The following is a 23954-nucleotide window of genomic DNA, read 5'->3' on the forward strand; positions in this document are numbered from 1 at the left end:
TGCATTCGGCTCGCCGCCGCACGGATCCGCCGGATGTCTCCGCGCATACGCTCGAAATCTCCCCGCGTCGCGCTTTGTTCCAGCATGCCTGAAAATCCCTGGATGGTAATCAAGGGACTCTTGAGATCGTGCGAGGCGGTGTAAATGAACCGCTCCAATTCCGCATTTTTTTCTGTCAGCTGTTCGAGGAGAGCAGCCTGTTGTTCCTGGGCTTTTCGGCGTTCGGTCACATCGCGAATGATTCCGGTGAACAGGCGATGGTTGCCCAGAGGGGTTTCGGCGACGGTCAGTTCGATGGGAAAAGTGGATCCATCCCGACGCAGCCCGAGGACTTCTCGGCCGATGCCGATGACCCGGCGTTCCCCCGTTCTGAGATAGCGGGCAATGTAGGCGTTGTGTTCGTCGCGGTAAGGGGAGGGCATCAGGAGAGTGATGCTCTGGCCTTTTACCTCCGCTTCGGTGTACCCGAACATGCGCTCGGCCGCGGGATTGAAGGTCTCGATGAGCCCCCGCTCGTCGATCACGATGATGGCGTCGACGGCGGTCTCGAGAATCGCGCGCAACCGCACCGTCTGGTTCGCCAAGGCTTTCTCGGCGAGTTTGCGGCGACTGATGTCGTGAACCGTAGCCAATACGAAACGACCTTGCTCGGCCTCTAGGAGAATTAGGCTTATATCCGCTGGAAATTCGGTTCCATCCTTGCGCAAGCCGAAAAGATCCAGTCCTTCCCCCATGGGGCGGGAGCGGGGATGTTCGGCGTAACCCGCACGCTCTTCTCGATGCCGCCCGCGAAACCGTTCCGGCATGAGGTCTTCGACCGTGAGTTCCGCCAGTTCTTCGCGGGCATAGCCGAAAAGTTTCTCCAGCGCGGGATTGGAAAAAAGGATTTTTCCCTTGATGTCCGTAATCGCCATGCCATCCAAAGAGGACTCCAGCCATACACCGAAGTTCTTTTTTTTCAGCAGGAATTCCATCATGAAATGCCCGGAAAATGGTAAGAAACCCTTGATCGGTGAATCGATCAAGTGATTTTAAGCCGGTTGCAGTAAGAAAATTCTTATTTTTTAAAGGGTAATCAGTCCGTGGCGCAAGGCTAGATGGGTGAGTTGCACGACATTCGCAAGCCGGAGTTTTCGCATGAGATGCGTTTGATGCACGCTGATGGTCTTGGGGCTGGTGTGCAAGAGCTCGGCGATTTCCGCCACGGAACGACCCTGGGCCAGATGGCGGAAAACCTCGAATTCGCGCGGCGTCAAGAGCTCTACGGGCTTTTGCGATTGAGTCGACGCGGCTCGTTTCAGATGTTTGTCGAAGAAAAAGTCGCCGCTGAAGACGATCCGTGTCGCTTCCACGATCAATTTGGCCGCGCTCCGCTTGCCGATATACCCCCGGACGCCGGTTTCCCGCGCGCGCTCGATGAGCACTTCGCTTTCATAAGCGGAAAACATCAGAATTCGCGCCCGGGAATCGCGTTTCAGAATCTTGCGGGCTGCTTCGAGTCCGCTGATGCCGGGAAGGGCCACGTCCATGACGACGATGTCCGGCTGGTGTTTCAGATAGGCCTGATAGGCCTCTTCCCCGTCTGCCGCTTCGGCCAGGACGGTGATATCGGGCGCTTGCTCCAATAGGCGCCGGTAGCCGCTGCGCACTACCGGATGATCGTCGACTAGCAGTACGGAGATCATGGTCTGGCTTGGCTAGGAATTTCGATCGCTACGCAGGTTCCCTGTCCGCTCTGGCTCTCCAGGCTGAAGAGTCCTCCAAGTGCCTCGACCCGTTCGCGGACGCCCATCAATCCCAGTCCCCGCTTCGTTTCCCGGGACGATAAACCGACGCCATTGTCCTTGATCAACAGGCGGACGGAAGCCGACTCGCCGGGCACAGGTCCAAAATGCCGCTGACACGATTCTCCCTGGCACGCGATACTCTCGCAGACCATGACTTCGGCTTGCGTCGCCCGGGCATGCCTGCCGATGTTATTCATGCACTCCTGGACGATTCGATAAACCGTAATCTTAAGCGTTTCATCCAGGACGCCGAGATCGCCGATGATGGTCAGTTTCCAACTGATGTCGCGATAATGCGATCGGTATTCGTTGACTAATTCTTCGAGGGCTTCGGCCAGTCCCAGTTGATCGAGCAAGGGCGGACGCAGATTCTCGATCAGGCTGCGGACGGTGTCATGAAAGCGGATCAGCAAGGCTTCGACGGTTTGAGCGCTGTGATGGATCTCCGGGTGGCTTCGTTCGCTGAGCGAGGACATCATCGCGAGGTCCGCCTGCATGGCAGTCAAATATTGCCCAAGCTCGTCGTGCAGTTCGCGCGCTACTCTCTTGCGCTCCTCTTCCTGGGCCTTGAGCAATTTTCGGGTCAGCTGGCGGTTTTCATTCAGCAACCGCCTGGTTTCCTGCTCGGCTTTACGCCTTTGCGTTTGCTCGCGCGACTGGATCAGAGCGAGTGCCAGGCTATGCGCGAAAGTGGTGGCCAAAACCTCGTCCTCCTCGGAAAAGGGCTCCCCGTTGAGTTTGTCACAGAGATAAACGCGGCCGTACACCTTGCCATCGTCGGCGATCGGCACCGCGAGAAGGCTCTTCATCGGCGGATGGCCGGGCGGAAATCCCGCCGATCGCGGATCACGGGTCAGGTCGTCGAGCCGCAACGACTGGTTTGTTTGAACCACTACGCCGAGCAGTCCTTTCCCTTCCGGCCAGCGGCCGATTCGTTCGATCTGTTCCTGGCTGACGCCGGTGACGAAAAAGCCGTCCAGCTTTCCGTTTTCGTCAATAATCCCGACGGCGCCGTACCGTGCGCGCAGCAGAGTCGCCAGCACGTTGATGCCGCTTTGCGCCATGTTTTCCTCTCCTTCGACATGGGCCATCAAAGCCATCAGCGTGCGGGACGCCTGATTCAGTTCGCCGAGTCGCGTCGACCACAGGCGAAGCTGCCGCTGCTCCTCTTCGAGTTCGGCCGACAGCTTTTGATAGTGATCGAGCAGCAACTCGAGCAAACGCGGACGGGTAACCGCTCCGACGAAGGCGCCGCTATCGTCCGTAACCGGCAAGATCCAGTGGTTCTCCCGTTCCATGAGAGCGAGCGCCGCGACGATGGATGTATCCCGTCCGATGGCCGGCGGTATCGTTCTCGGGAGTAGATCGGCAAAGATTCGGTGAGGCGATTGGGCGATTTCTTCACTGGTTACAAAGCCCAGAAAACGGTCGTTTCCGGAGGAAAAGACGGCGAAGAGGGCCGGCGTGGAAGTTGGGCCGAGTCTGGGGCGTTCTTCGTCAGTGACTTTGATCAGCCCGTCCGCCAAAGCGTCCAGGATGGTCGGCTGCACTAAAACGTTTCCTCCAGGTGCAATTCCGTTTCGACATCGAGGTGAAGAATTTCGGTGTCGTCCATGAAGGGCTTGATTCGCTGGAGCACGAATTCGATGAGTTGTTCCTTGGGGACACGCCGCAGAACCGCTTCGCGTACCAGAATGTCGCTGATGACCTCGTCCTCCAATTCGAGGTGAGCGAACGGATAAGTCATTAAAAGCTCCAGGGATTTTCGGATGGCTTTGCAGCCTATGGTAGCGCGGCGCCCCAACACCAAGCCTTCGTGAACGGGCGGAATCTTGAATTCTCTGATGCGAGCACGCAGGGTATATTTGGTCGTCAATTTATTGTCTTGCACTGCTGGTCTTCTGTTTGCTAGTCAACCGTTATAAGACTCCTAGCGCGGAAAAGTCACCCCTTCCGTCTAAAGAGACTTAGATTAAGTCAGCGACTCCAGAACGTAAATCTTCGGGATCGATAACTTTCATCATTCCAGGGCCGAATAGGGTGAAAATAAGCAAGGGGTTCGGTTTCTATTTTCGGGATGAACATCCGATGAAGCGTTCAGGAATCCCTTGAGCCTAAGAAGGATTTTTCGATATTAAATACCCACAATATCGCTAACGAGAGGCAATCAACAGTTCCGTGACGGCAGATGTTAATACTCATAATCGTTCGGTGTCCGCCTCGGAGTCTTCTATCTTGCTTGGATCGAGCTCTCGCAATTTAGTTTAGTGCGACCAATGGCGACTGACATCCGACGAGGTTTTGAGCGGCCTGAATGAATAGACGTCGAGCTTATTCCATTCGACATTCAAGTGAACATTCATCGTAGGATGGGTAGAGCGAAGCGAAACCCATCGGTGGCGGGTTAGCCCCTCGGCTCCGCTCGGGACAGGCCCTTCGACAAGCTCAGGACAGGCTCCGCGTAACCCGCCGAATAACCTACAAAAACCAATTTTTTATCGAAAGCGACCTTGGAATCAGAGGTCGAATCATCAAAGAAAATCCGCGTTGTTGGCGGGAGCAATCGGGCAAAAAAGGAGCGGCAGTGAAAATAGCTGCCGCTCCTTTAAAGTACGAAAGCGTGGCTGTTACTGTTTTACGGCATTGAGATGGGTCATCGCTTCTTCGGCCGCTTTTCCGGCTATATCGGCATGCCCCATCTTGCCGTGTTCGATCGCGCCGTCCAGGCTTTTGATTGCCGCATCCAAGTGTGGATTGGGGTTTGCTTGATTCGCCGCCGTGGCGTGAGTTTTCGCGGCTTCCGCGTGCTCGGCCACACCTTTGGCATCGCCCTGTTTGCCGCTATCGACGGCGGCTTGGGCATGCTTCATCGCTTCCCCTTTGTGATCTTCGGCGGCAACGGCGGTGAAACCTAGCGACAATGTGAACAGGCCGGCGAGTAATCCGGACAAGATTTTTCCACGCATAACCATTTCTCCGTTAAAGGGTTGTTCTTCTTGAATGCCCCAATATGGGGCGGGTTACAAATATCACGACGTCAATTTCAAGTCCATCGTTAATACGAAAAACGGCAGCCACGAATGGAACGCCATCCGGTCTGCCGTTTTGTCGCGACAGCATGAAAACTATTTTTTGGCCTGTTTGAGATGGGTAACCGCTTCCTCAGCGGCCTGCCCTGCCATATCGGCGTGGCCCATTTGGCTGTGCTGAATCGCGCTGTCCAGACTTTTCATCGCAGCGGTCAGATGCTCATTGGGATTTTGCTGCATGGCGGCCTCGACATGGGGTTTTGCGGCTTCGGCGTGTTTGCCTACGCCTGCGGCATCGCCCTTCTTGCCGCTGTCGGCAGCGGCTTTTGCGTGCTTCATCGCTTCCTTGACATGGCTTTCCATACCCTCCGTTTCGGCCTTGCCTTTTCCTTCGGTTCCGGTCATCCCGGTACCGCCGGGATAGGGTTGACCGCCTCCGCTACTTTCGCCGGTCGTCCCGCGAACGCCTGTTCCGCTTTGGCCGGTTTCGGTTTGCGACTGCGCATAATATGCGGCGCTGTCTCCGGATCGTTCTGCGGCCGCAGCCGGACTCAGTGTTTGCGTAGTTATGCCGGCAAGCAGACAAAGCAAAATTTTGGAATACATTGCTTTTTCCTCCGTGAAAAATGTTCGGACGGCTAAATCGCCGTATCAGCGGGCGTGGCACAGGCCATACCTATGCTCCACGGTCATTGGGGAGCCCTCGGTTGCCGCTTTTCTCGGACGAGAAAGGAATGCGGCAGGGATCAAGGGCTGATGCGCTTACTCGAAATCGCCGCTCCCGGTTTCGGGTTCGGGCATTTCTTCGGGCATCGACGGTTCCTCGGAACCCGGCGTCGGACGTTGGGGAGTTTTGCGTTGGCTCGGTTCAGAGGTTCCGCTCTCGGTGCCTCGGCGTTGGCCCGATTCCGGCGTGCCGCGTTCGCCATTCTTGCGTTTGCCCGTGCCGGACATCCCTTTTTCGTTATTCCGGCGCTTGCCGGCGCCCGACTGGCCGTTATCGTTCCCTTCTCGCCCGGCCGCCTCTCTGACGATCTCTATGACATCGCCTTTCATAGTGCCGTTTTGGAATTCTGCCTTAACGTAAGCGGCGATCCCTATGGGTCGATCCGCGGCAAGGGCCGGATTCAGACCGAGCAATGAGATAAATGCGCCTAAAAGTAAGCCGATTAGAAATTTCGAGCGCATGGCGTGCCTCCTTTGCACCAAAGTTCGTTCCATGTTCCCGGCGCGACCGGGAAAGTCATTGTTAACACACGGTAGTTTCCCAGTCTCTAGGGAAATTTACTAAGAACCGTGGGCTAATCCTGTAACTCCGGAAAACTCGTCGAGATGAAGTAAGAGCCTTCCGGCGTTAACGCTTGATGTGGCTCTTGATCATGATGCAAGTGTTGGCCAGATAGCTGAAGTCGTTGGAGGCCAGGAAATTCAGGACCTCGGCATTCTCCGCTCCGGGTTGCAGCCACACGTTCCTTAGACCGAGTTCGAGACATTGCTTCAGGACGGACAAGGTAGCCTCGGGCGGTATGACGAAATTGACCAGGGTCGGTGTGCCGGGAAGTTGCGCAAGATCCGGATATGCGGGATCGCCATCCACCGACGCGCGATTCGGGTTGACCGCATAAACTTTGTATCCTTTGCCTTTCAGATCGCGATAGATGGCATGGCCGAATTTTCGTTCGTCGTCCGTCGCGCCCACTACGGCGACGACGGTGTCCGGTGCATCCAAAAGGTCGAGCAGAGCGTCGGGTGACAATGCCGTTGTCTCACTGAAAATTACGAATCATTAAACTGCCGATCAATGGCAGGCGCTTCGGAAGCCGGCAAACGCACGACCACGTCGATCTTTTCGCCGAATGTGCGCGAGACGATCTTTCCTCCGGCTTTCTCGACATGATAAGCGAGCGGCTGAAGTTTTGGATAATCGATCCTCAATTTGAGTTCGGCATATTCAACATAGGGCATGAGGGAGGCTTTCTCCAGGGCAAGTTTGGCCGTGCCGCCATAGGCGCGGACCAACCCGCCGGCTCCCAGCTTGATGCCGCCGAAATAACGAACGACGGCGACCAGCGCATTGACGAGATCGAAGCCGGACATATGCGCGAGTATCGGCTTTCCGGCCGTTCCGCTCGGCTCTCCGGCGTCGTTGAAATGGGCGATGATGCCGTTCTCGGTCTTGATCCGATAGGCGAAGGCGAGATGGTGCGCCATCGGATGAGCCGATGCGATTTCGTACAGCCGCGACCGCAGCTGCGACTCGTCGGCGCAGGGCAGGGCGTAGCCGATGAAGCGCGAATGGTTGACGGTGAAGCTGGCTTCCGAACCTTTTTCGATGAGATACATGGATGAGAAAGATCGAACCGGTGAGTCTAATATCGTGCCCCAAACCCATCATACCGTAGCCGGCTTTAAAGCTTTAACAGAGAGACTTCCATGAAACCGGTGTTTCATCCCGCGCTGGTGAACGACGTGTTCGGCGATCCGGCGGTTTATGTCGATTTTCTGTTCGAGAAGCGTGCTCTGCTGTTCGATCTGGGCGATTTGCGAAATCTGGCGACGCGAAAAATCCTCAGGGTTCGGGATGTGTTCGTTTCCCATGCTCACATGGATCACTTCTTCGGTTTCGATTGGTTGCTGCGCCTGTGCCTAGGGCGGGAAATCCGCATCCGGTTGTTCGGGCCGGCCGGTTTTCTCGGCCAGGTGGAAGCCAAGCTCGCGGGTTATACCTGGAATCTGGTGGAAAACTACGACACCGATTTTACCTTGGATGCGACCGAGGTCTTGAGCGAAACCGAGGCGCGAAGCGCCCGTTTCCGCTGTCGGGCCGAATTTCGCCGCGAAAATGAGCACGAATGGACTATCAGGGACGGCGTTTTGCTCGACGAGGAGAACCACACCGTCCGGTTTGGCCTGTTGGATCATAAGATCCCGTGTCTCGCTTTTGCGCTCCAGGAAAAGCTGCACGTCAATATCTGGAAGAACCGCCTCGACGATCTGGATCTCGAGCCAGGGCCCTGGCTTCAAAGTTTCAAGCGCTCGGTGCTCGACGGATTGCCCGGCGATACGCCGATCACCGCCCGGCGGCGCGGACGGGGCGAAATTACGTTCCGCCTGGACTATCTGGCCGGAACCATCGCCCACATCTCGACCGGACAGAAAATTGCTTACGTGACCGATGCCGTCTATCACGACGCCAATGCCGAGCGCATCGTTCAACTGGCCAAGGGCGCCGACCAGTTCTTCATCGAAGCGGTTTTCGGCGAAGAACTCGTCGAGCGCGCCGCGCAGAAATACCACCTGACCGCCCGCCAAGCAGGCAGCCTGGCTCAGCGCGCCGGGGTCAAGTTTCCCGTGCCGTTCCATTTCTCGCCGATCTACCACGACCGCGAGTACGAACTCAGGGAGGAGTTCGAGCGGGCGTTTCGTGGCTAGACCTATTCACCCTTTTTGAAACAAGTTCCTTAAACTCTCCGGCCCGCCTCGTTTCTAAGGGATATACCCCACAGTCAAGGAGGAAACATGGCTGTCAAGCTCGCGGTCATTTACTACAGCGCCACCGGAACCACTTACCGATTGGCGCGCGGTATCGAGGAAGGGGCTGAGCAATCGGGCGCCGAAGTGCGTTTTAGGAGGGTGCAGGAGCTCGCTCCCGAGGATGCCATTGCGTCCAACCCTCTTTGGGCCGAGCACCGGCAGGAAGCTCGGGATGTGGAGGAGGCGAGCCTGGACGATCTGGTGTGGGCCGATGCCATTGTTTTCGGGACACCGACCCGCTACGGACTGCCTACCGCTCAACTCAAGCAGTTCATCGACAGGACGGGACCTTTGTGGACTCAAGGACAATTGGTGAACAAGATCGTCTCCTCGTTTACCAGTACCGCGACGCCTCACGGCGGGCAGGAAACGACGATCGTCGCCCTCAACAATACCTTCTATCACTGGGGCGCCATCATCGTCGCGCCGGGCTACATCGATCCCATACAGTTCCAAGCCGGGAATCCTTACGGTGTATCGTTCACGAGCAACAACGGGCAGCTCAAGCCGGACGATGTGGCCATGGCCGCGGCAAAATTTCAGGGCAGGCGCGTGGTCGCGGTAACGGCGCAGTTCCTTGCTGGTCAAAAACAGTAGTAAGCCGACCGGAGCCGGTTAAATGGCTCAGCGAGCGGTTGGAGAAACAGCCATGGTGAAGCTTCACGACAAGGAAACCGGCGCGTTCGTCGGAGAAATCAGCGACCAACAGCTTCAACAGTTGATGGATGTATTGGAGGAAGAAAGCTCGATCGACAGGGACTATTTCGTCAATCGAGCCCAGCTGGAGTTTTTGGAGGAACAGGGACTCGATAGAGCGTTGATCGGTCTGCTGCGGACGGCTTTGGGTAACAGGGAAGGCATGGAGATCGTTTGGGGGAAATCATGAATCGAGGGGTCGCTTGGGCGTATCGCAAGCCGCCTTCGATACGGCTGCGATTGCCGCGGTGACTTTTCAACTCATCAAATCGTGCGACTGGTGTTCCAGTTCCAAGGAGGCAGTATGCAAAGCAAAGCTAAGATTCTCGGCCACCCGGCCCATCCGATACTGATCGTATTTCCGCTCGGGTTGCTGTCCACAGGTGTTGTCTTCGACATCATTTATCTGATGACGGGTTCGCCGAGTTTTGTGACGGTCGCCTTCTGGATGATCGCGGCAGGAATCATAGGCGGGCTGATTGCTGCGCCGTTCGGCTTGATCGACTGGCTGGCCATACCGCCCAATACCCGCGCCAAGTATATCGGACTGATGCACGGTGTCGGCAATGTGGTGGTACTGCTGCTTTTCATCGCCAGTTGGTGGCTCCGGCGGAATATCGATTTCCCCGGAGCTTGGGCCTTCGTTCTGTCGTTTGCCGGTTTCGCATTGGTCTTGATCACCGGATGGCTGGGCGGCGAATTGGTAGACCGGCTGGGCGTCGGTGTCGACGACGACGCCGATCTGAACGCGCCGAGCTCTCTGCACAAAACGCACTGATCAGATGGGACCGGGCAAATCTTAATACCGGCCCTGTCGCTTGTCCAAACTCAGATCGCCGGGGCCATGGGCAAAAATAACCATGAAGCCTCCGGCGATCGCTATGTTCTTCAAGAACATGATGGTTTGCACCTTGTCGCCGAAATTAAGGTGGAAGAGCAAGGCCGCCGCGATGGAGAAACCGGCGAGGGCTAGGGCAAACCACCGCGTGTACCAGCCGATCATGATGGCTATCGCGCCTCCGATTTCCAATGCGATAACCAGCGGCAGCAGCATGCCCGGTACCCCCATCGATTCCATGTAGGTTTGGGTTCCGGCAAAACCGCCGATCTTGTTGAAGCCCGACAACAGAAAGATGATGGACATGAAAATTCGTCCGATAAGTTCTGCGTAACGAGACATATTCGCGGACATGCGGCCCCCTTTGAATTAGTGCGTACGTTGCCAGATAAGCTCTCCGTTTCGATATACCACTTTAATGCGGTGGAGTGGAATAGTGTGCGTTTCACCTTCGGAATCGGTGAGTTCGAATACGCCGGGGCGATCCCCAGGAAAGTCGATCCGTTTTAACGGTGTCACCACAATCGTCTTTTCGATGCGGTCGTAGTAGCCGATAGCGAATTCGGCCCGCGCGAAGTCTTCATCCCAGCGGATGCGGTTGAGTAGATCTCGGATGGGAAGCATCGCCGTAATCTGTCGTTTCGATCGCTCTTTATTAATCAGGCCCGTAAATACCCTCCTGGTATTTCGGGCCGCCGCCCAGGCCCGGTACACGCCCGGCCTGGGCTCACGCGGCTTGTCGCCGCGCCGGGGCATCCCTGCCCCGGATTAACCCGGCCTATATTTATAGGCCGGGTTAATAGACCGTTACTCGGGTCGTGTGGCGGGCAGAACTTTCGCGGCCGATTAAAATTAAACCTGTTCAATCGAATTTAGTGAGTAACCCCATGCAGAAAGCCTTGGTCGAGGCGCTGGATCGGGCGCCGATGGGCGTTGCGATTATGCGGGATCGGCGAATTTTATGGGTGAACGAACGTTTGGCCCAGTGGTTCGAATTGGCGCATCATTTGGACGGATGGGCCCCGAAGACTGCGGAGGATATCGGGCTGGCCGTTCTGTTCGCTGGCGACGATAGGCTTTGCGTCACGCGCGGTGGCGAGCAGTTTTGGCTGCAGCGCGAGTGCGCCGCTCTCGCTGACGGCAGCGAGGCTTATTTTTTCCAGGATGTGACCGAAAACGTGCGGATCGAAACGGCTCGCGGCCGTCTTCAAGAATTGGTCAACACCCTGCACACCAAGGACTCGGAAACGGGGCTTCTGAACCGGAACGCGATTCTTCAGGCTTTGGAAGGTCACGTGAGCCGCAGCCGGCGCTATGGCAACGCCTTGTCGGTGATTCGCGTCACCCTGCAGCCGCCCCGTGGCGCATCGCTGCCGGAAACCACGCTGCGCGAAATCGCTCAGGAATTCAATGCGCAGCTGCGATGGGCCGACCAAATCGGCCGCCTCGATGAGACGGCTTTCCTTTTGATTCTTCCCGAAACCGTCCGCACCGATGCGGAAGCGCTTGCCACCAAGTTCGGCGCAGAACGCGTGGCCTTGGCCGGCGCGGAAATGTGGCGGATCGATTGCGCGGTCGCCTCCTGGCAAAAAGGAGACGACGCGCGAAAACTCATGCAGCGTCTTCATTCCGAGCCATACGGACCGAAATTATCGTGACAGCGACCACTTTGCGAGCGATAAGGCTCGGCGGACCCGGCGAGGAAATCGATCGGAAGAGTTTGGCCGCCATCGTTCGGCGCTTCCAAAACCTGCATCGGCTTCAGTTGCAGCGCATTCAGGAATATCAAACGCCGCGTCAGCGGGATTTTCTCGATTTGTTGCCGCTCTTGTTTCACTGCAATCACCCGATGCTGCCCGGTTACGTCTCGTCCGAGACGCCGGCCGGCATCCAGGACTATGTTCCCGCGCGCCGGACGCTGCTCGCCGTCAGGCGGCTAACCAAGAGTTTCGAATACAAGCGGCGCGCGCTGACCGAATATCCGATCCATGGCATATACCTGATGGGCAGTGTCAGCAGTGTTGCCTATTCCAGGAAAAGCGACCTCGATATCTGGCTGTGTCATTCGGGCTCGTTGGACGAAAGTCAACTGGACGAATTGCGTCGCAAAGCGGCCGGCGTGGAAAAATGGGCCCAATCCCTTGGATTGGAGGCCCATATCTTCTTCATCGATAGCGAACGGTTCCGTCTCGGCATCGGCACCCCGATTTCTTCCGAAAGCTGCGGCAGCGTGCAGCATCATCTGTTGCTCGAAGAGTTCTACCGCGCCAGCGTCTGGCTGGCCGGTCGCGCCACCGCCTGGTGGCTGGTGCCGCCCGACCAGGAGGCGCGGTACGGAGAATATCTGAACCACTTGAGAGAAAAACGCTTTGTCAATGAAAACGATTTCATCGATTTCGGAGGGCTTGAATATATCCCGCCCGACGAATTTCTCGGCGGCACGCTGTGGCATTTGCACAAGGCGATCGATGCACCGCACAAGTCATTGCTCAAGCTATTTCTGATGGAGAGTTACGCCAGCCAGTATCCCCACACCCGATGGCTCTGCGCCCGGTTGAAGGCGGCGGTGTATGAGGGGAGTCTGGATGACCGCGAGCTCGACTCATATATCCTCATGTATCGGGACGTCGAGCGTTATTTTTTGGCGGGGGGGGAGCGCGAGCGGCTGGAGTTGGCGCGGCAATGCTTTTATCTCAAGCTCAACGAATTGGTGAGGTTTGGCGGGGGCACGGAAGCGGAGAAACGCCGTCGGCAAGAGATTTTGACCGCCATGGTCCACGCCTGGGGATGGCCGCGTCAACGCATCCGGGATCTGGACGAGCGGCGTCACTGGACCGTGGTCAAGGCTTCGCAGGAGCAAAAAGTCATCGGCCACGAATTGACCCGGAGTTATCGAACCGTGAGGCAGTTCGCGGCGGAGCATTCCGAGATCGGAGGTCCGGCCGGAGAGGAAATCAAGCTTTTGGGGCGCAGACTTTCCGCCGCTTTGGAGCTTAAACCCGGTAAAGTGGAAAGGCTGAGCCTCGATAGCGGCGACTGCATCGAACCTAAAGATTTCTCAGTGCACGAAGTCCGCCTGGCGGACGGCGAAATGGGATGGATCTTATACTCCGGACGGGTGGCATCTGCGGATGCGGGCAAGGCGCCATATCTGAAAAAGGCGCGCAGCCTGGTCGAGCTTTTGGCCTGGCTGTCGTTCAACGGACTTTACGATCGGAGCGCCAACCTCTTTCTGGAAACCGTCGAAAGCGCATTGACGCTTTTGGAACTCAAGAACAATTTGCGTGCGTTGAACCGTTTTCTCGCGTCGCACCAGAGCGAGCCGGAACATCTGGACGACTACGGCCGAGCCCCGCGCGTGATTGCCGCAGCGTTGTTCGTCAACCTGGGGATCGACGTCGATGCCGAGCGCCGCGACGGAATCAGACTGGCCAGCGATCGTCATGATGCGCTGAGTTATGGCTACGAGCGGACGAACCTGATTCATCAAGTCGATGCCGTCATTTTGACGTCGTGGCGGGAAACCCTGGTCAAGCGTTACCAAGGTTTGGTCGGATTCCTCGATTGTCTGGCGGATCTCATCAACGAATCGCTTTCCAATGAATCGCACGTCGAGTGCTTCTGTTTCGTTGCCGGGCGGGCCCGAACCATCGCCCTGAGAGTTCGGGAGCTTTATCGGGATTTGAGGGCGGTGTTTTCGAGTCCGGACCGATCGCTACGCTATATCCTGCGGGGCGGTTCGGAATTCTACCTATTCGATAATCAGGGGACGAGCGTCCGTTTTTGGGGCGTACCCGATGTGGATCGCTTGTATAGCGAGCTGTCCGCTCCCCGATCTATGTTTTCGCCGGTCATTTTCGACCGCGCCGCCCTCGAAAATGACCCTTTGCCTTTGATATACGCTCATAATCGGCCGGGAGTTATTCAAATCTTTTGCCAACCGGAGTCCGGGCAGGTAAAGGTTTACATTCTGGACGAGCGGGGTTCGTTGTTCTACCGTAGCCACGAGGCGGTCGGACCCCAGCTCTTGCTGGGGCCTTACGCCTCGTTTCTCGGCGACATCTTGCAGCGCTATGTACTGGCCGCCGGCGGGATCGAATATTACGTGGTGGAACATCAGGCGTTCGGCGGATACAGCGTGAAATCCGCCGGTTTCCAGCCCAACCCGGACAGTCGCATGCTGGAAATTCGAGTATTCGCTCAAGAGACCGCGCCTGGCCGCGTGGCCTACACCATTTTCTGCAACGACTCGGAGTTTTCTTCCATGGATGCGGGACAGGACGTATTTTCCATGGCGGCGGCCCATATCATGCGGCTTCGTCAGAGCGGGGAACGCTATCCCATCTATATCACCGACATCGACTTGCCGCTTTCCATTCTGGGCGTGGACACGCCGGAAGAGCTGCAAACCGTTCACTTTCTCAAATTCAAAGAGAAGGTCGAGGAACGCTTGAATGCCTGATTATCTGTTATAAAAAAAAGTGTTTCTATTCTTTTTTGTAATTTGAATCCCGTCTAAAATGGGCCGTTTTTCAACGGCAACGATCTTTCCCGAGGCAAAAAAACGGTTATGGGTGGACAAGCTTGGCTCGCGGTCGGCGTGGTTTTGGGGTGCTTAAGCTTAATGCTTTTCACGTCCGCCGCGCCTGAGCTGATACTGCTGGGCGGAGTCGTGATGCTACTCGTATCCGGTGTACTGACGCCGGATCAAGCCTTGAGCGGTTTTTCCAACGAAGGCATGATTACCGTCGCGCTGATGTACGTGGTGGTGGCGGGTATCCGGGAGACCGGTGGCGTCGATATGCTGGTCCAGCATGTGCTCGGGCGCCCGAAGTCCCTGCGGGGGGCGTTGCTGAGGCTGATCGTGCCGGTCACGTCGGTTAGCGCCTTCATGAACAATACGCCCTTGGTGGCTGTTTTTCTGCCTGCCGTTCTCACCTGGGCCAAGCGCCTGCAAATCTCGCCTTCGAAACTGCTGATTCCGCTGAGTTACGCGGCGGTCGTCGGCGGAACGATCACTTTGATCGGCACCAGCACCAACCTGATCGTCAACGGGCTTCTACTGCACAGCAATAGGCCGGGGCTAGGATTGTTCGACATCGCCTGGGTTGGTATTCCGTGTTCGATTCTCACGATGATCTACATTTTGTTGTTGGCGCCCAAGCAGTTGCCCGAGCGCAAACCCGCCAGCGCCGTGTTCGAAAATCCCAAGGAATATACGGTCGAAATGTCGGTCGAGGACAATGGAGCCTTGGTGGGTAAAACCATCGAAGAGGCCGGTCTTCGCCATTTACAAGGGCTCTATCTGGTCGAAATCGAACGTGGCGATGAAGTGTTGGCGGCGGTCGGACCTTACGAGCGCCTCCAGCCCGGCGATCAACTGGTTTTCGCGGGCGTGAGCGATTCGGTGGTGGAATTGCAGCGGATCAAGGGTCTGCTCCCGTCGGCCGACAAGTCGTTTACCCTGGAGGACAGAAAGCACCGCGAGCGCGTATTGGTGGAGGTAGTCGTTTCGCCGCAATGCGCGCTGGTAGGCAAAACCATCAAGGAAGGCCGTTTCCGCATGGTCTACGGCGGCTCGGTGATCGCCGTGGCGCGCAACGGTCAGCGTATCTCCGGTAAAATCGGCGAAATTCGCTTGGAGCCGGCGGACACGCTGTTGCTCGATGTCCGCCCGCCTTTCCTGGAGCGGCATCGGAATTCCAACGATTTTCTTCTGATAAGTCAGGTATCCGAGTATTTGCCGGTTCGTCACGAGCGTGCAGGCATGGCCTGGTTGATTTTGGCCGCCGTGGTGCTGAGCGCTTCTTTCGAATGGTTGAGCATGCTGAAAGCGGCCCTGCTCGGTGCGGCCGCCATGCTGCTGACGGGGTGCTGCTCCGTGCCGACCGCCAGGAAAAGCCTGGACGGTCAGGTGTTGCTTGCCATAGCGGCTTCGTTCGGTCTCGGCAAAGCCCTGGAGGTATCCGGTGCGGCATCGGGAATCGCGCAGGGTTTTCTGAATCTCGCCGGAGACAATCCGCTTTTGGTGCTGGTGCTGTTTTATTTCTTGACCGTCGTGCTGACCGAACTGCTCAGCAATAATTCGGTAGCGGTATTGATGTTTCCCCTGGCTTTGGCCATTGCCGACAAACTGGATGTCAGTTTTTGGCCGTTCATCGTTGCCGTAATGGTCGCGGCGTCCATGGGCTTTTCTACCCCGATCGGCTATCAGACCAACTTAATGGTTTACGGTCCCGGCGGTTATCATTTCAGCGATTTCGTTCGCTTCGGCGTTCCTTTGAACATTCTGATGGGGATCGTGGCGCTGAGTATCATTCCCTGGGTGTGGCCGTTTCATCCATAGCACCGGCCGCACGTTTCATTCGGTTTTTTCTCATGACGTTTCGATACATCTCTTGTCTGCTGATCATCTTAAGCTTTACCGGCTGCGAACGAGCGGCCGAAACCGAGCTTTCCGGGGCGATTCAGGGTACGACCTACCACATCAAGATGGTGATGGATAAGGTCGAGGCGGCGCCGGAACAGGTCAAGACCGACGTCGAAGCCGTGTTCAAGCTGGTCGACGAAAAACTGTCGAATTGGCGCGAGGACTCGGAAATTTCCCGAGTGAACCAGCAGAAAACGACCGACTGGATTTCGGTCTCTCCGGAAATCATCCGGCTGGCGGCGATCGCGAAGGAGATCAACCAGCGCTCGGCAGGCTGCTACGATCTTACGGTAAAGCCCTTATTCGATCTGTGGGGTTTTTCCAAGCACGAAAACCGGGTGCCGGAACAGGGCGAAATCGACCGGACCTTGGCTCATGTGGGCATGAGCAAATTGGAAATCGATGCGGAAAACGGGCGTATCCGCAAATCGGATCCCGAACTCACCATCGATTTGTCGTCCATCGCGCAGGGCTATACCGTGGCCGCCGTGGCCGATCGGCTCGAAAGCCGGGGGATTCACAATTATCTCGCGGAAATCGGCGGCGAGATGAAGGTCAAGGGGCGCAAAGCCAACGGGGCGGCTTGGCGGGTGGCTATCGAAAAGCCCACGCCGCTGGTGCGGGAGGTCCAGCGCATTCTGGACATCCATCAGGAAAACGGCGCGGCCGTGATGACGTCCGGTACGTACCGAAACTTTTTCGAGTCGGGCGGGCAAGCTTACTCCCATATCATCGATCCGAAGACCGGTCGTCCCGTGACCCACAATCTGCTGTCCGTCACCGTTCTGCATGACGATCCGACTTTGGCGGATGCCTGGTCGACGGCTCTGTTATGCGTGGGTGAAATCGAGGGAGCCCGGATTGCCGAAACGGAGGGACTTAAAGCCTTGTTCATTTACCGGGACGGTCAGGAACTCAAGGAGCATATGAGCAGCCAATTCATGAGTGCTCCCGCGCCTTAGTTTTTTTAGATACCTGAGCCCCGCCGCTTCGGTTCGGAAGTACGTTCCGTGCGCGGTTCGGCCATCATGTGCTCGCCGAAATAATACAGGATGTGCGAGGCGCCCAGGTAAACCAAGGCGAAGACGAAAATCTGGCTGATGGGCAGGTCGTTGAGCATGGCGTACAGCTCGACGCCGCCTGCGGTCAGAAGAAAGATGAGTCCCATGAGCAGCGCTTCGATGCGGCTCCCCCGGCGATAACGGAAGTACCACAGCACTATCTGGCTGATCAATAGATAGCCGACGACGATGAATAGGTTGTTCCGCATAGGGCCGTAGAATCCCTCCGCTTCCGGAATGACGAGGTTGAGATTGCCGAGGACAGCGATACCGCCCAGGATCGACAACCAGACGGCAAAATGGAAATTGAGGGTGATCGCGCGGTTCATGGATTTTTCCGATCGCTTGTTGAATGGCTCGTTCCTTCGAGAGAGCGGGAAGGCGATGAGTTCCCGACCCTGTCAAGACGGTGGAACCACGTTTGCCGTATCGTTGCGGCCGCGTCGTTTACTCGGGTTCAGTGTGGTTTTTTCGTAATAGAGCGGGAAGCACGATCAGGAGGCCGAGGAGCGTAAAGCTGAGAATCACTTCCGGCGACCAGATATCTTTGATGTCGCTGATTTCGCCCAAAGCCTGTCCCAAGTTGACGTAAACGAAACTGCCGGGAATGACGCCGATCAGCGTGGCGAGGAAATAGGTGCGGGCAGTAATGTTGGTTACGGCCGGCGCCAGATTGACCAGCCAGAACGGAAAAAGCGGAACCAGTCTCAGGAAAAGCAAATAGCGGAAAGCGTCGCCCTCGAATCCTTTCACGATTTTCGTAGCCATCGGAGACTTCGACAATTTGGCGCGGGCGAGGTCGGCAAAAACGAAGCGTGCCGCCAAAAACACCAGCAAAGCGCCCAGGGTCGACGCGATCACCGTCACCAAAGTGCCCAGCCAACGTCCGAACAGCAAACCCATCGTCAGCGACAGTATCGCTCCACCCGGAATGCTGAATGCCGTCGAAGCGACGTAGAGGGATGCCGAGGCGAGCAGCATGAGTAGGTAATGCCGCTCGGTAAATTCTATGAGCCGATCACGATTTTCCTTGATGAATTCGAGGCTAAACCATTGATTTCCTCCGAGAGCGAAGAAGGCGGACAGCACGGCGACGAACAGCAGGACCAGTCCGATTCTGCCGTAGAAGCGCTTTAGTTGGTCGGGCATGACGCGTTCTCCGGGGGAAGCCGAGGTCAGTATACAGGCGGTCGGAGTAACGCGAAAATTGGGCGACAGACTGCTTCGCCGAGTCCGTTTTCAAGGAAGCGCTACTGAACTCGACGGGCATTCGCGAACCATTTTTTTCAGGCGCGATGGCCGAAAAGAATGGTATCCGTGTTTCCGCCGGCCCGCCCGGCGGTCGGGCAGGCCGGCAAGTGAAATTACCGCTTCATTCCGTTTTTCAGCGCGTTGAACAGGGCATTGCCTGCAACCGTGTTATCGCTGCCTACCAAAACCATGATCATCAAACCGCCGTCCGTCTTCAAACATTCAACCACTCCGGTGATATGTTCGCTCCATGAGCGGACCGAGTCCTCGTCCTTGCTGATTCTGCCTGCTTTCTCGGCGTTTAATATCGATTCGCCCTTGTTGACGCAATCGGCTTGACTCATGGTTCCTCCGTCCAGGTGATCCCACCACATGCTGGGTGCTGCTGCGGAGGCGTTGAAGGGCAGGCTGCTCATCAACAAGCAGGCGAAGAAGGGAATAACGAAGTTTCTTGTGGACATGGGAAAATCCTCCTTGGTTCTGTCCGGTGAGGGCCGAATCGGTCGGTGACCCTCATTCCTAGAGACTTATTAACCCGGCCTATAAATATAGGCCGGGTTAATCCGGGGCAGGGATGCCCCGGCGCGGCGACAAGCCGCGTGAGCCCAGGCCGGGCGTGTACCGGCCTGGGCGGCGGCCCGAAATACCAGGAGGGTATTTACGGGCCTGATTAATAAACCACCACCGCCCCGGTGGTTTCTATCCTGGGCAGCATTCGCTCGGCAGTCTCGGGAAGTATGCGGCGCCTTGCCTAGCATCTTAATTAAGCCACCGAGGAGTATTTCATTGCAATGATGAACGCTCGTTCTATTGATCAAAATTCTTGAGGAATAGATGACTGAGACCATGGATCGCATCGTTATTGACGGTTCCTACGGCGAAGGCGGCGGGCAAATTCTTAGGACCACGCTCTGCCTGTCCACCATTACCGGCCGTCCGGTACGTATCGAAAACATCCGTGCGAGGCGGAAAAAGCCGGGATTGGCTGCCCAGCATCTGACGGCGGTGTTTGCGGCGGCTAAGCTTTGCGATGCCGAGCTGAGCGGGACCGAATTGGGTTCCAGGACTCTGACGTTCACGCCGCGGACAAAGCCAAAGGCCGGCGACTATCTCTTCGATGTCGCGAAAGCGAGGCAAGGCGGCAGCGCGGGAGCAGTGTCGCTGGTACTACAAACGGTGCTGCTGCCTTTGGCGTTGACCGAAGGCGGCTCACGGGTCGAGTTGCGGGGCGGAACGCACGTGCCCCTGAGCCCGCCGTTCGATTATCTTCATGACGTGTGGCTCCCTTATTTGAAGCTCATGGGCGTACGCGCCGAACTCAGTCTGGAACGATCCGGCTGGTACCCGGTCGGAAAGGGTGAAGTGCTGCTGGAGACGAGAGGAACCGGAGTAGGAACGAGAAAGAGGCTGCACTCTCTTAATGTGCCGGATCGAGGCGAACTCGTCGAGATTTCCGGCCGGGCGCTTGCCGCCAATCTTCCCGAGCATGTGGTCAAACGCATGGCGGACCGAGCAGAGACCATACTGCGACGAAAAAACATGTCTTGCGAGATCGACGCGGTTTCCGTTCAGGCGGCCTGTCCGGGGGCGGGGATTTTCCTCGTCGCGCGCTACGAGCGTTCTCTGGCCGGTTTCAGCGCCTTGGGCGAGCGGGGGAAGCCGGCGGAGCAAGTCGCCGAAGATGCCTGCGCAAAACTGTTGGAGCACCATCATACGAATGCCTCGGTGGACGAGCATCTGGCGGATCAATTGGTGTTGCCTTGCGCTCTGGCCGACGGCGAGTCCGTTTTTTCGGTCGATCCGATGACCCGGCATCTTTCGACCAATGCGTGGGTGGTGGAGCGTTTCGGTATCGCCGAAGTCGAATTGATATCGACCTCGGCCACCGCCGGTTTGGTGCGCGTCTTTCCGAATCCGTGAGTACCCGCTATGCCCGTCCGTAACGCCGACATTGCCGCGATCTTCGGGGAAATCGCCGATCTTCTGGAAATCGACGGTGCGAACGTGTTTCGGGTCCGCGCCTATCACAACGCGGCCCGCATACTCCAGGAACTGGGCAAGGACGTTCGCGCGATGGTGCAAAAGGGCGAGGACCTGACCGAATTGCCGGGCATCGGCGCCGACTTGGCCGGCAAGATCAAAGAAATCGTCGACACTGGCCACTGCAAGACGCTGGACGAGCTTCACAAACGGCTGCCGCCGGCCATCGCGGAACTTTTGAAAATCCCCGGATTGGGTCCAAAGCGAGTCAGAGCGCTCTACCGCGAACTCGGTATTCAAACTCTGGCTCAGCTTCGGCGTGCGGTACGCGATCATCGAATACAGGCACTTCCCGGCTTTGGTGAAAAAACCGAGATGCACATCGCCGACGCGCTGGAGGCTCATGGTGGCGGAGCCGGGCGTTACACGCGCGTCGCCGCCGAGCAATACGCGGCGCCTTTGCTCGATTATTTGAACGGGGTTCCCGGCGTCGAGCGGGTTGTGATTGCCGGCAGCTATCGCCGTGCCAAGGAGACGGTGGGCGATCTCGACATCTTGGCGGCGGCGGAATCGGGAAGCCCCGTAATGCAGCGTTTCGTCGAGTACGAGGACGTTGCGGAGGTTTTGTCACAAGGTCCCACGCGCGGCAGTGTGTTGCTGCGCGGCGGACTGCAAGTGGATTTCAGAGTGGTTCCGGCGGAAAGCTACGGCGCGGCTCTGCATTATTTCACCGGCGGCAAAGCGCATAACATCGCCATTCGGCATTTGGGGCAGGAGAGGGGCCTAAAAATCAACGAATACGGGGTGTTTCGAGGCGACGAGCGGGTTGCGGGCGATACCGAAGAATCGGTCTTTGCCGCTGTGGGATTGCCCTTTATCCCGGCGGAATTGCGGGAAGATCGGGGCGAAATCGAAGCGGCCCGAGCGGGTCGTTTGCCGAAGCTGGTCGAACTGTCCGATCTCAAGGGCGATCTTCACGCCCATACCAAAGCATCGGACGGTCACAATACTATCCCGGAGATGGCTGAAGCCGCGAGAAGCCATGGCCTGGAATATCTCGCCATCACCGAGCATTCCCGCCGGCTGACGGTAGCCCATGGGCTGGATCCGATCCGCTTGCTCAAGCATATGGACGAGGTCGATCGGCTGAACGAAACCCTGGACGGCATCGTTCTCCTCAAGGGCATCGAAGTAGACATATTGGAGGATGGCGATCTGGATTTGCCGGACGATGTGCTCAGCCGGCTCGATATCGTCGTCGGTGCGGTACACAGCCGATTCGATCTGCCCCGGAACAAACAGACCGAGCGGATTCTTCGCGCGATGGATCATCCCTATTTCACCATTCTGGCGCATCCCTCCGGGCGATTGATCGGTCGCCGAGAGCCCTATGATGTCGACATGCTTCGCATCATCCGCAAGGCCAGAGAGCGAAGGTGTTTTCTCGAGCTCAACGCTAATCCGGAGCGCCTCGATCTTGCCGATACTCATTGCAAATTAGCCAAGGACGAGGGTGTGCTGATCAGTCTCAACTCCGACGCGCACAGCACCCTGGACTTCAGGAATCTGCGCTACGCCGTCGGACAGGCCCGACGCGGCTGGCTGGAGTCCCGTGACGTGCTGAATTCCCGCAGCTTGAAGGAACTGCGTCTGCTGCTTCGCCAGACCTTTTAGCGTCCGAAACGAGGCGCATCGTCTCCCGAAAAGTGAGAGCTCATGACAAAGCGGTTGAACTTTTATCCATAGGGGCGGTCACAACGATTAAGTGTCAGGAACGACGCGAACTACTCATCTCCTCCCTTTGAGTAGTGTCATTCGCCCGGCATCCCCCCCAAGCCGGGACTTCGCTCCGAGGTATGTCCCCCCATTTGCCTCGGAGCTTTTTCTTTTTATGGGGCTTTGGCCTCTTGCGATTGAGGTATCTCCAGCCAGCGGTCCAACACGGACCAGGCTTCCTCCAATCCAAACCGCTTGAGTGCCGAAAAGAGCTGAAGGCTGACCGTTAATCCCTCTTGCGCGTTCAATTCGGCTTCAACCTTGCGCAAGGTTTGGAGCGCAGCCCCCCGGCTGAGTTTGTCCGCCTTGGTCAAGGCGATGTGCAGCGGAAGCTTCCAGTGATGGCACCACTCGATCATGCGGTGATCGAAAGGCGTCAGAGGATGGCGGATGTCCATCACCAGAAATACCCCGCGTAATGATCGGCGCTCGCTGAAATAAGACTCCAGAGCCTGGCGCCAGTTCTTCTGGATCGCCTCGGGTACCTGGGCATAGCCGTAGCCGGGGAGATCGACCAATCGTCTCTGATCGTCCACTTGGAAAAAATTGAGCATCTGGGTCCGCCCCGGCGTTTTGCTGACCCGCGCCAGCGATTTCTGCTGCGTGATGACATTGATCGCGCTCGATTTTCCGGCGTTGGAGCGGCCCGCGAAGGCGATTTCGAAGCCTTCGTCCGGCGGCGCATTTTTTACGCTCGGCGCACTCGTCAGGTACCGGGTATTTTGATAAGCGGTTTTCATGAGAATCGAATCGGGAAAGCTGTTGACTTTTGTAGTCTACCTGTATTTGATTGGCGCTCTAAAAAACGAGCCGCAGGTCGGCGTGAGAGAACTTTATTTGGTTTGCCAGAGCGAGGAGTCAATGATGGGGAAGTGTGCATTATGGGTTTGTTTCATTTTGTTGAGTGGTCATTCCCTCGCTTATGCTCAAGGAAATGCGGCGGCAGGAAAGGAAAAATCGGAGCCCTGTGCCGGTTGCCATGGTGACGACGGAAACAGCAATGCGCCTATATTTCCCAAGTTGGCCGGTCAGCATGCTTCATATCTTGCGAAGCAGTTGCACGAATTCAAAAGCGAGAAAAGAGCCAATCCGACCATGACCGCGATGGCTGAGCCTCTGTCCGACGCGGATATAGACGACATCAGCGCTTACTATGCCCAGCAAAAGACCACGCTGGAAAAGGCAGAGGCGCCTAATCCGCTAGGAGAGACGATTTACCGCACCGGCAATGCCTCGTCCGGCGTTCCGGCTTGCGCCGGTTGCCATGGCCCGGACGGCGCCGGCAATCCGTCCGCGAAATTTCCTGCTCTGCGCGCCCAGTACGCCGCTTATCTCGAAAAGACTTTGAGTGATTTCAAGGCAGGTGCTCGAGCCAACGATGCAAATTCTATCATGCGCGCGATCGCGGCTAAGTTGAGCGACGAAGAAATTACCGCTGTGTCCAGTTATACGTCGGGATTACGATGAGATCCGCCAGTCGAAATCGCTCATTTTTCGGTATTGTCGGCACATTTTTTATGGTTTTCGGTTTAAAATCCCTACCATTGGGCGAGTCCGGGCGAAAGTTCGGCT

Annotated in this window: 26 protein-coding genes; 11 read left to right on the top strand and 15 right to left on the bottom strand. The window is 56.9% G+C overall.

From position 1 onward, the window contains the following. The 9 genes from ABJK70_RS03185 to ABJK70_RS03225 form a co-directional block, all read right to left on the bottom strand. Positions 1-977: PAS domain S-box protein (locus ABJK70_RS03185; RefSeq protein WP_347257399.1), on the bottom strand; the 977-nt coding region annotated here is incomplete at its 3' end. Between the two features lie 87 nt (positions 978-1064). Further along, positions 1065-1685 carry a response regulator transcription factor gene (locus tag ABJK70_RS03190; RefSeq protein ID WP_077727892.1) on the bottom strand — a complete coding sequence of 207 codons (621 nt, stop codon included), beginning with the start codon at positions 1683-1685 and terminating at the stop codon, positions 1065-1067. Further along, the gene (locus tag ABJK70_RS03195; RefSeq protein WP_133716776.1) at positions 1682-3337 is read right to left on the bottom strand and encodes a GAF domain-containing protein; all 1656 of its coding nucleotides are present in this window, start codon (positions 3335-3337) and stop codon (positions 1682-1684) included. The genes ABJK70_RS03190 and ABJK70_RS03195 overlap by 4 nt, the downstream gene beginning before the upstream one ends. Then, positions 3337-3678, bottom strand: coding sequence for a hypothetical protein (locus ABJK70_RS03200; RefSeq protein ID WP_240502350.1), 342 nt, complete (start codon positions 3676-3678; stop codon positions 3337-3339). The genes ABJK70_RS03195 and ABJK70_RS03200 overlap by 1 nt, the downstream gene beginning before the upstream one ends. Before the next feature lie 736 nt (positions 3679-4414). Next, a complete protein-coding gene (gene smbP, locus ABJK70_RS03205; protein ID WP_240506766.1) occupies positions 4415-4753 on the bottom strand; it encodes a small metal-binding protein SmbP in 339 nt (112 codons plus the stop codon). A 159-nt stretch (positions 4754-4912) separates the two neighbouring features. Further along, the gene (gene smbP, locus ABJK70_RS03210) at positions 4913-5422 is read right to left on the bottom strand and encodes a small metal-binding protein SmbP (RefSeq protein WP_077727895.1); all 510 of its coding nucleotides are present in this window, start codon (positions 5420-5422) and stop codon (positions 4913-4915) included. A gap of 156 nt (positions 5423-5578) precedes the next feature. Beyond that, a complete protein-coding gene (locus ABJK70_RS03215) occupies positions 5579-6004 on the bottom strand; it encodes a hypothetical protein (RefSeq protein ID WP_077727896.1) in 426 nt (141 codons plus the stop codon). 166 nt (positions 6005-6170) lie between these two features. After that, entirely contained in the window at positions 6171-6572 is a 402-nt protein-coding gene (locus ABJK70_RS03220) for a CoA-binding protein (RefSeq protein WP_347257400.1), read from the bottom strand. Positions 6573-6592: 20 nt separating this feature from the next. Beyond that, positions 6593-7159 (bottom strand): YigZ family protein, encoded by a 567-nt coding sequence (locus tag ABJK70_RS03225; RefSeq protein WP_347257401.1) that lies wholly within the window; start codon positions 7157-7159, stop codon positions 6593-6595. 90 nt (positions 7160-7249) lie between these two features. Between ABJK70_RS03225 and ABJK70_RS03230 the strand changes: the two genes are divergently transcribed. From ABJK70_RS03230 to ABJK70_RS03245, 4 genes are all read left to right on the top strand, one after another. Then, positions 7250-8248 carry an MBL fold metallo-hydrolase gene (locus ABJK70_RS03230; protein ID WP_077727899.1) on the top strand — a complete coding sequence of 333 codons (999 nt, stop codon included), beginning with the start codon at positions 7250-7252 and terminating at the stop codon, positions 8246-8248. Positions 8249-8335: 87 nt separating this feature from the next. After that, entirely contained in the window at positions 8336-8947 is a 612-nt protein-coding gene (gene wrbA / locus ABJK70_RS03235) for an NAD(P)H:quinone oxidoreductase (RefSeq protein WP_077727900.1), read from the top strand. 52 nt (positions 8948-8999) lie between these two features. Further along, positions 9000-9236: a galactosyldiacylglycerol synthase gene (locus ABJK70_RS03240; RefSeq protein ID WP_077727901.1), complete on the top strand. Its 237-nt coding sequence runs from the start codon at positions 9000-9002 to the stop codon at positions 9234-9236. 114 nt (positions 9237-9350) lie between these two features. Next, the gene (locus ABJK70_RS03245; protein WP_077727902.1) at positions 9351-9824 is read left to right on the top strand and encodes a DUF2231 domain-containing protein; all 474 of its coding nucleotides are present in this window, start codon (positions 9351-9353) and stop codon (positions 9822-9824) included. Between the two features lie 21 nt (positions 9825-9845). Here ABJK70_RS03245 and ABJK70_RS03250 read toward each other — a convergent pair whose 3' ends face one another. Both ABJK70_RS03250 and ABJK70_RS03255 read right to left on the bottom strand, forming a co-directional pair. Beyond that, positions 9846-10238 (bottom strand): DoxX family protein, encoded by a 393-nt coding sequence (locus tag ABJK70_RS03250; RefSeq protein ID WP_346425827.1) that lies wholly within the window; start codon positions 10236-10238, stop codon positions 9846-9848. A gap of 15 nt (positions 10239-10253) precedes the next feature. Then, positions 10254-10640 carry a DUF504 domain-containing protein gene (locus ABJK70_RS03255; RefSeq protein ID WP_240502351.1) on the bottom strand — a complete coding sequence of 129 codons (387 nt, stop codon included), beginning with the start codon at positions 10638-10640 and terminating at the stop codon, positions 10254-10256. 131 nt (positions 10641-10771) lie between these two features. Here ABJK70_RS03255 and ABJK70_RS03260 point away from each other — a divergent pair, with 131 nt between their 5' ends. The 4 genes from ABJK70_RS03260 (at position 10772) to ABJK70_RS03275 (ending at position 17276) form a co-directional block, all read left to right on the top strand. After that, positions 10772-11542: a GGDEF domain-containing protein gene (locus tag ABJK70_RS03260; RefSeq protein WP_077727905.1), complete on the top strand. Its 771-nt coding sequence runs from the start codon at positions 10772-10774 to the stop codon at positions 11540-11542. Then, a complete protein-coding gene (locus ABJK70_RS03265) occupies positions 11539-14346 on the top strand; it encodes a class I adenylate cyclase (RefSeq protein WP_347257402.1) in 2808 nt (935 codons plus the stop codon). The genes ABJK70_RS03260 and ABJK70_RS03265 overlap by 4 nt, the downstream gene beginning before the upstream one ends. A 162-nt stretch (positions 14347-14508) precedes the next feature. After that, positions 14509-16230 (top strand): SLC13 family permease, encoded by a 1722-nt coding sequence (locus tag ABJK70_RS03270; RefSeq protein WP_347257403.1) that lies wholly within the window; start codon positions 14509-14511, stop codon positions 16228-16230. A gap of 32 nt (positions 16231-16262) precedes the next feature. Beyond that, positions 16263-17276 (top strand): FAD:protein FMN transferase, encoded by a 1014-nt coding sequence (locus ABJK70_RS03275; RefSeq protein WP_347257404.1) that lies wholly within the window; start codon positions 16263-16265, stop codon positions 17274-17276. 5 nt (positions 17277-17281) lie between these two features. Here ABJK70_RS03275 and ABJK70_RS03280 read toward each other — a convergent pair whose 3' ends face one another. The 3 genes from ABJK70_RS03280 to ABJK70_RS03290 all read right to left on the bottom strand — a co-directional run bounded on the left by ABJK70_RS03280 (position 17282) and on the right by ABJK70_RS03290 (position 19087). Next, positions 17282-17704 (bottom strand): hypothetical protein, encoded by a 423-nt coding sequence (locus ABJK70_RS03280; protein ID WP_077727908.1) that lies wholly within the window; start codon positions 17702-17704, stop codon positions 17282-17284. Positions 17705-17822: 118 nt separating this feature from the next. Next, positions 17823-18524 (bottom strand): TVP38/TMEM64 family protein, encoded by a 702-nt coding sequence (locus ABJK70_RS03285; protein ID WP_086133068.1) that lies wholly within the window; start codon positions 18522-18524, stop codon positions 17823-17825. A gap of 215 nt (positions 18525-18739) precedes the next feature. Then, positions 18740-19087: a hypothetical protein gene (locus tag ABJK70_RS03290; RefSeq protein ID WP_240502352.1), complete on the bottom strand. Its 348-nt coding sequence runs from the start codon at positions 19085-19087 to the stop codon at positions 18740-18742. Positions 19088-19472: 385 nt separating this feature from the next. On the opposite strand from ABJK70_RS03290, the gene rtcA reads away from it, so the two are divergent. Beyond that, positions 19473-20546, top strand: coding sequence for an RNA 3'-terminal phosphate cyclase (rtcA, locus tag ABJK70_RS03295; protein WP_077727910.1), 1074 nt, complete (start codon positions 19473-19475; stop codon positions 20544-20546). Positions 20547-20555: 9 nt separating this feature from the next. After that, a complete protein-coding gene (gene polX, locus ABJK70_RS03300; protein ID WP_347257405.1) occupies positions 20556-22280 on the top strand; it encodes a DNA polymerase/3'-5' exonuclease PolX in 1725 nt (574 codons plus the stop codon). Positions 22281-22495: 215 nt separating this feature from the next. On the opposite strand, the gene yihA is transcribed toward polX, so the two are convergent. Next, positions 22496-23122, bottom strand: a complete 627-nt coding sequence (gene yihA / locus ABJK70_RS03305) for a ribosome biogenesis GTP-binding protein YihA/YsxC (RefSeq protein WP_086133070.1) — start codon at positions 23120-23122, stop codon at positions 22496-22498. Positions 23123-23246: 124 nt separating this feature from the next. On the opposite strand from yihA, the gene ABJK70_RS03310 reads away from it, so the two are divergent. After that, positions 23247-23849 carry a c-type cytochrome gene (locus ABJK70_RS03310; protein WP_077728115.1) on the top strand — a complete coding sequence of 201 codons (603 nt, stop codon included), beginning with the start codon at positions 23247-23249 and terminating at the stop codon, positions 23847-23849. Positions 23850-23954: the final 105 nt, after the last annotated feature.

The organism is Methylocaldum sp. (assembly GCF_039794385.1).
Lineage (GTDB): Bacteria > Pseudomonadota > Gammaproteobacteria > Methylococcales > Methylococcaceae > Methylocaldum.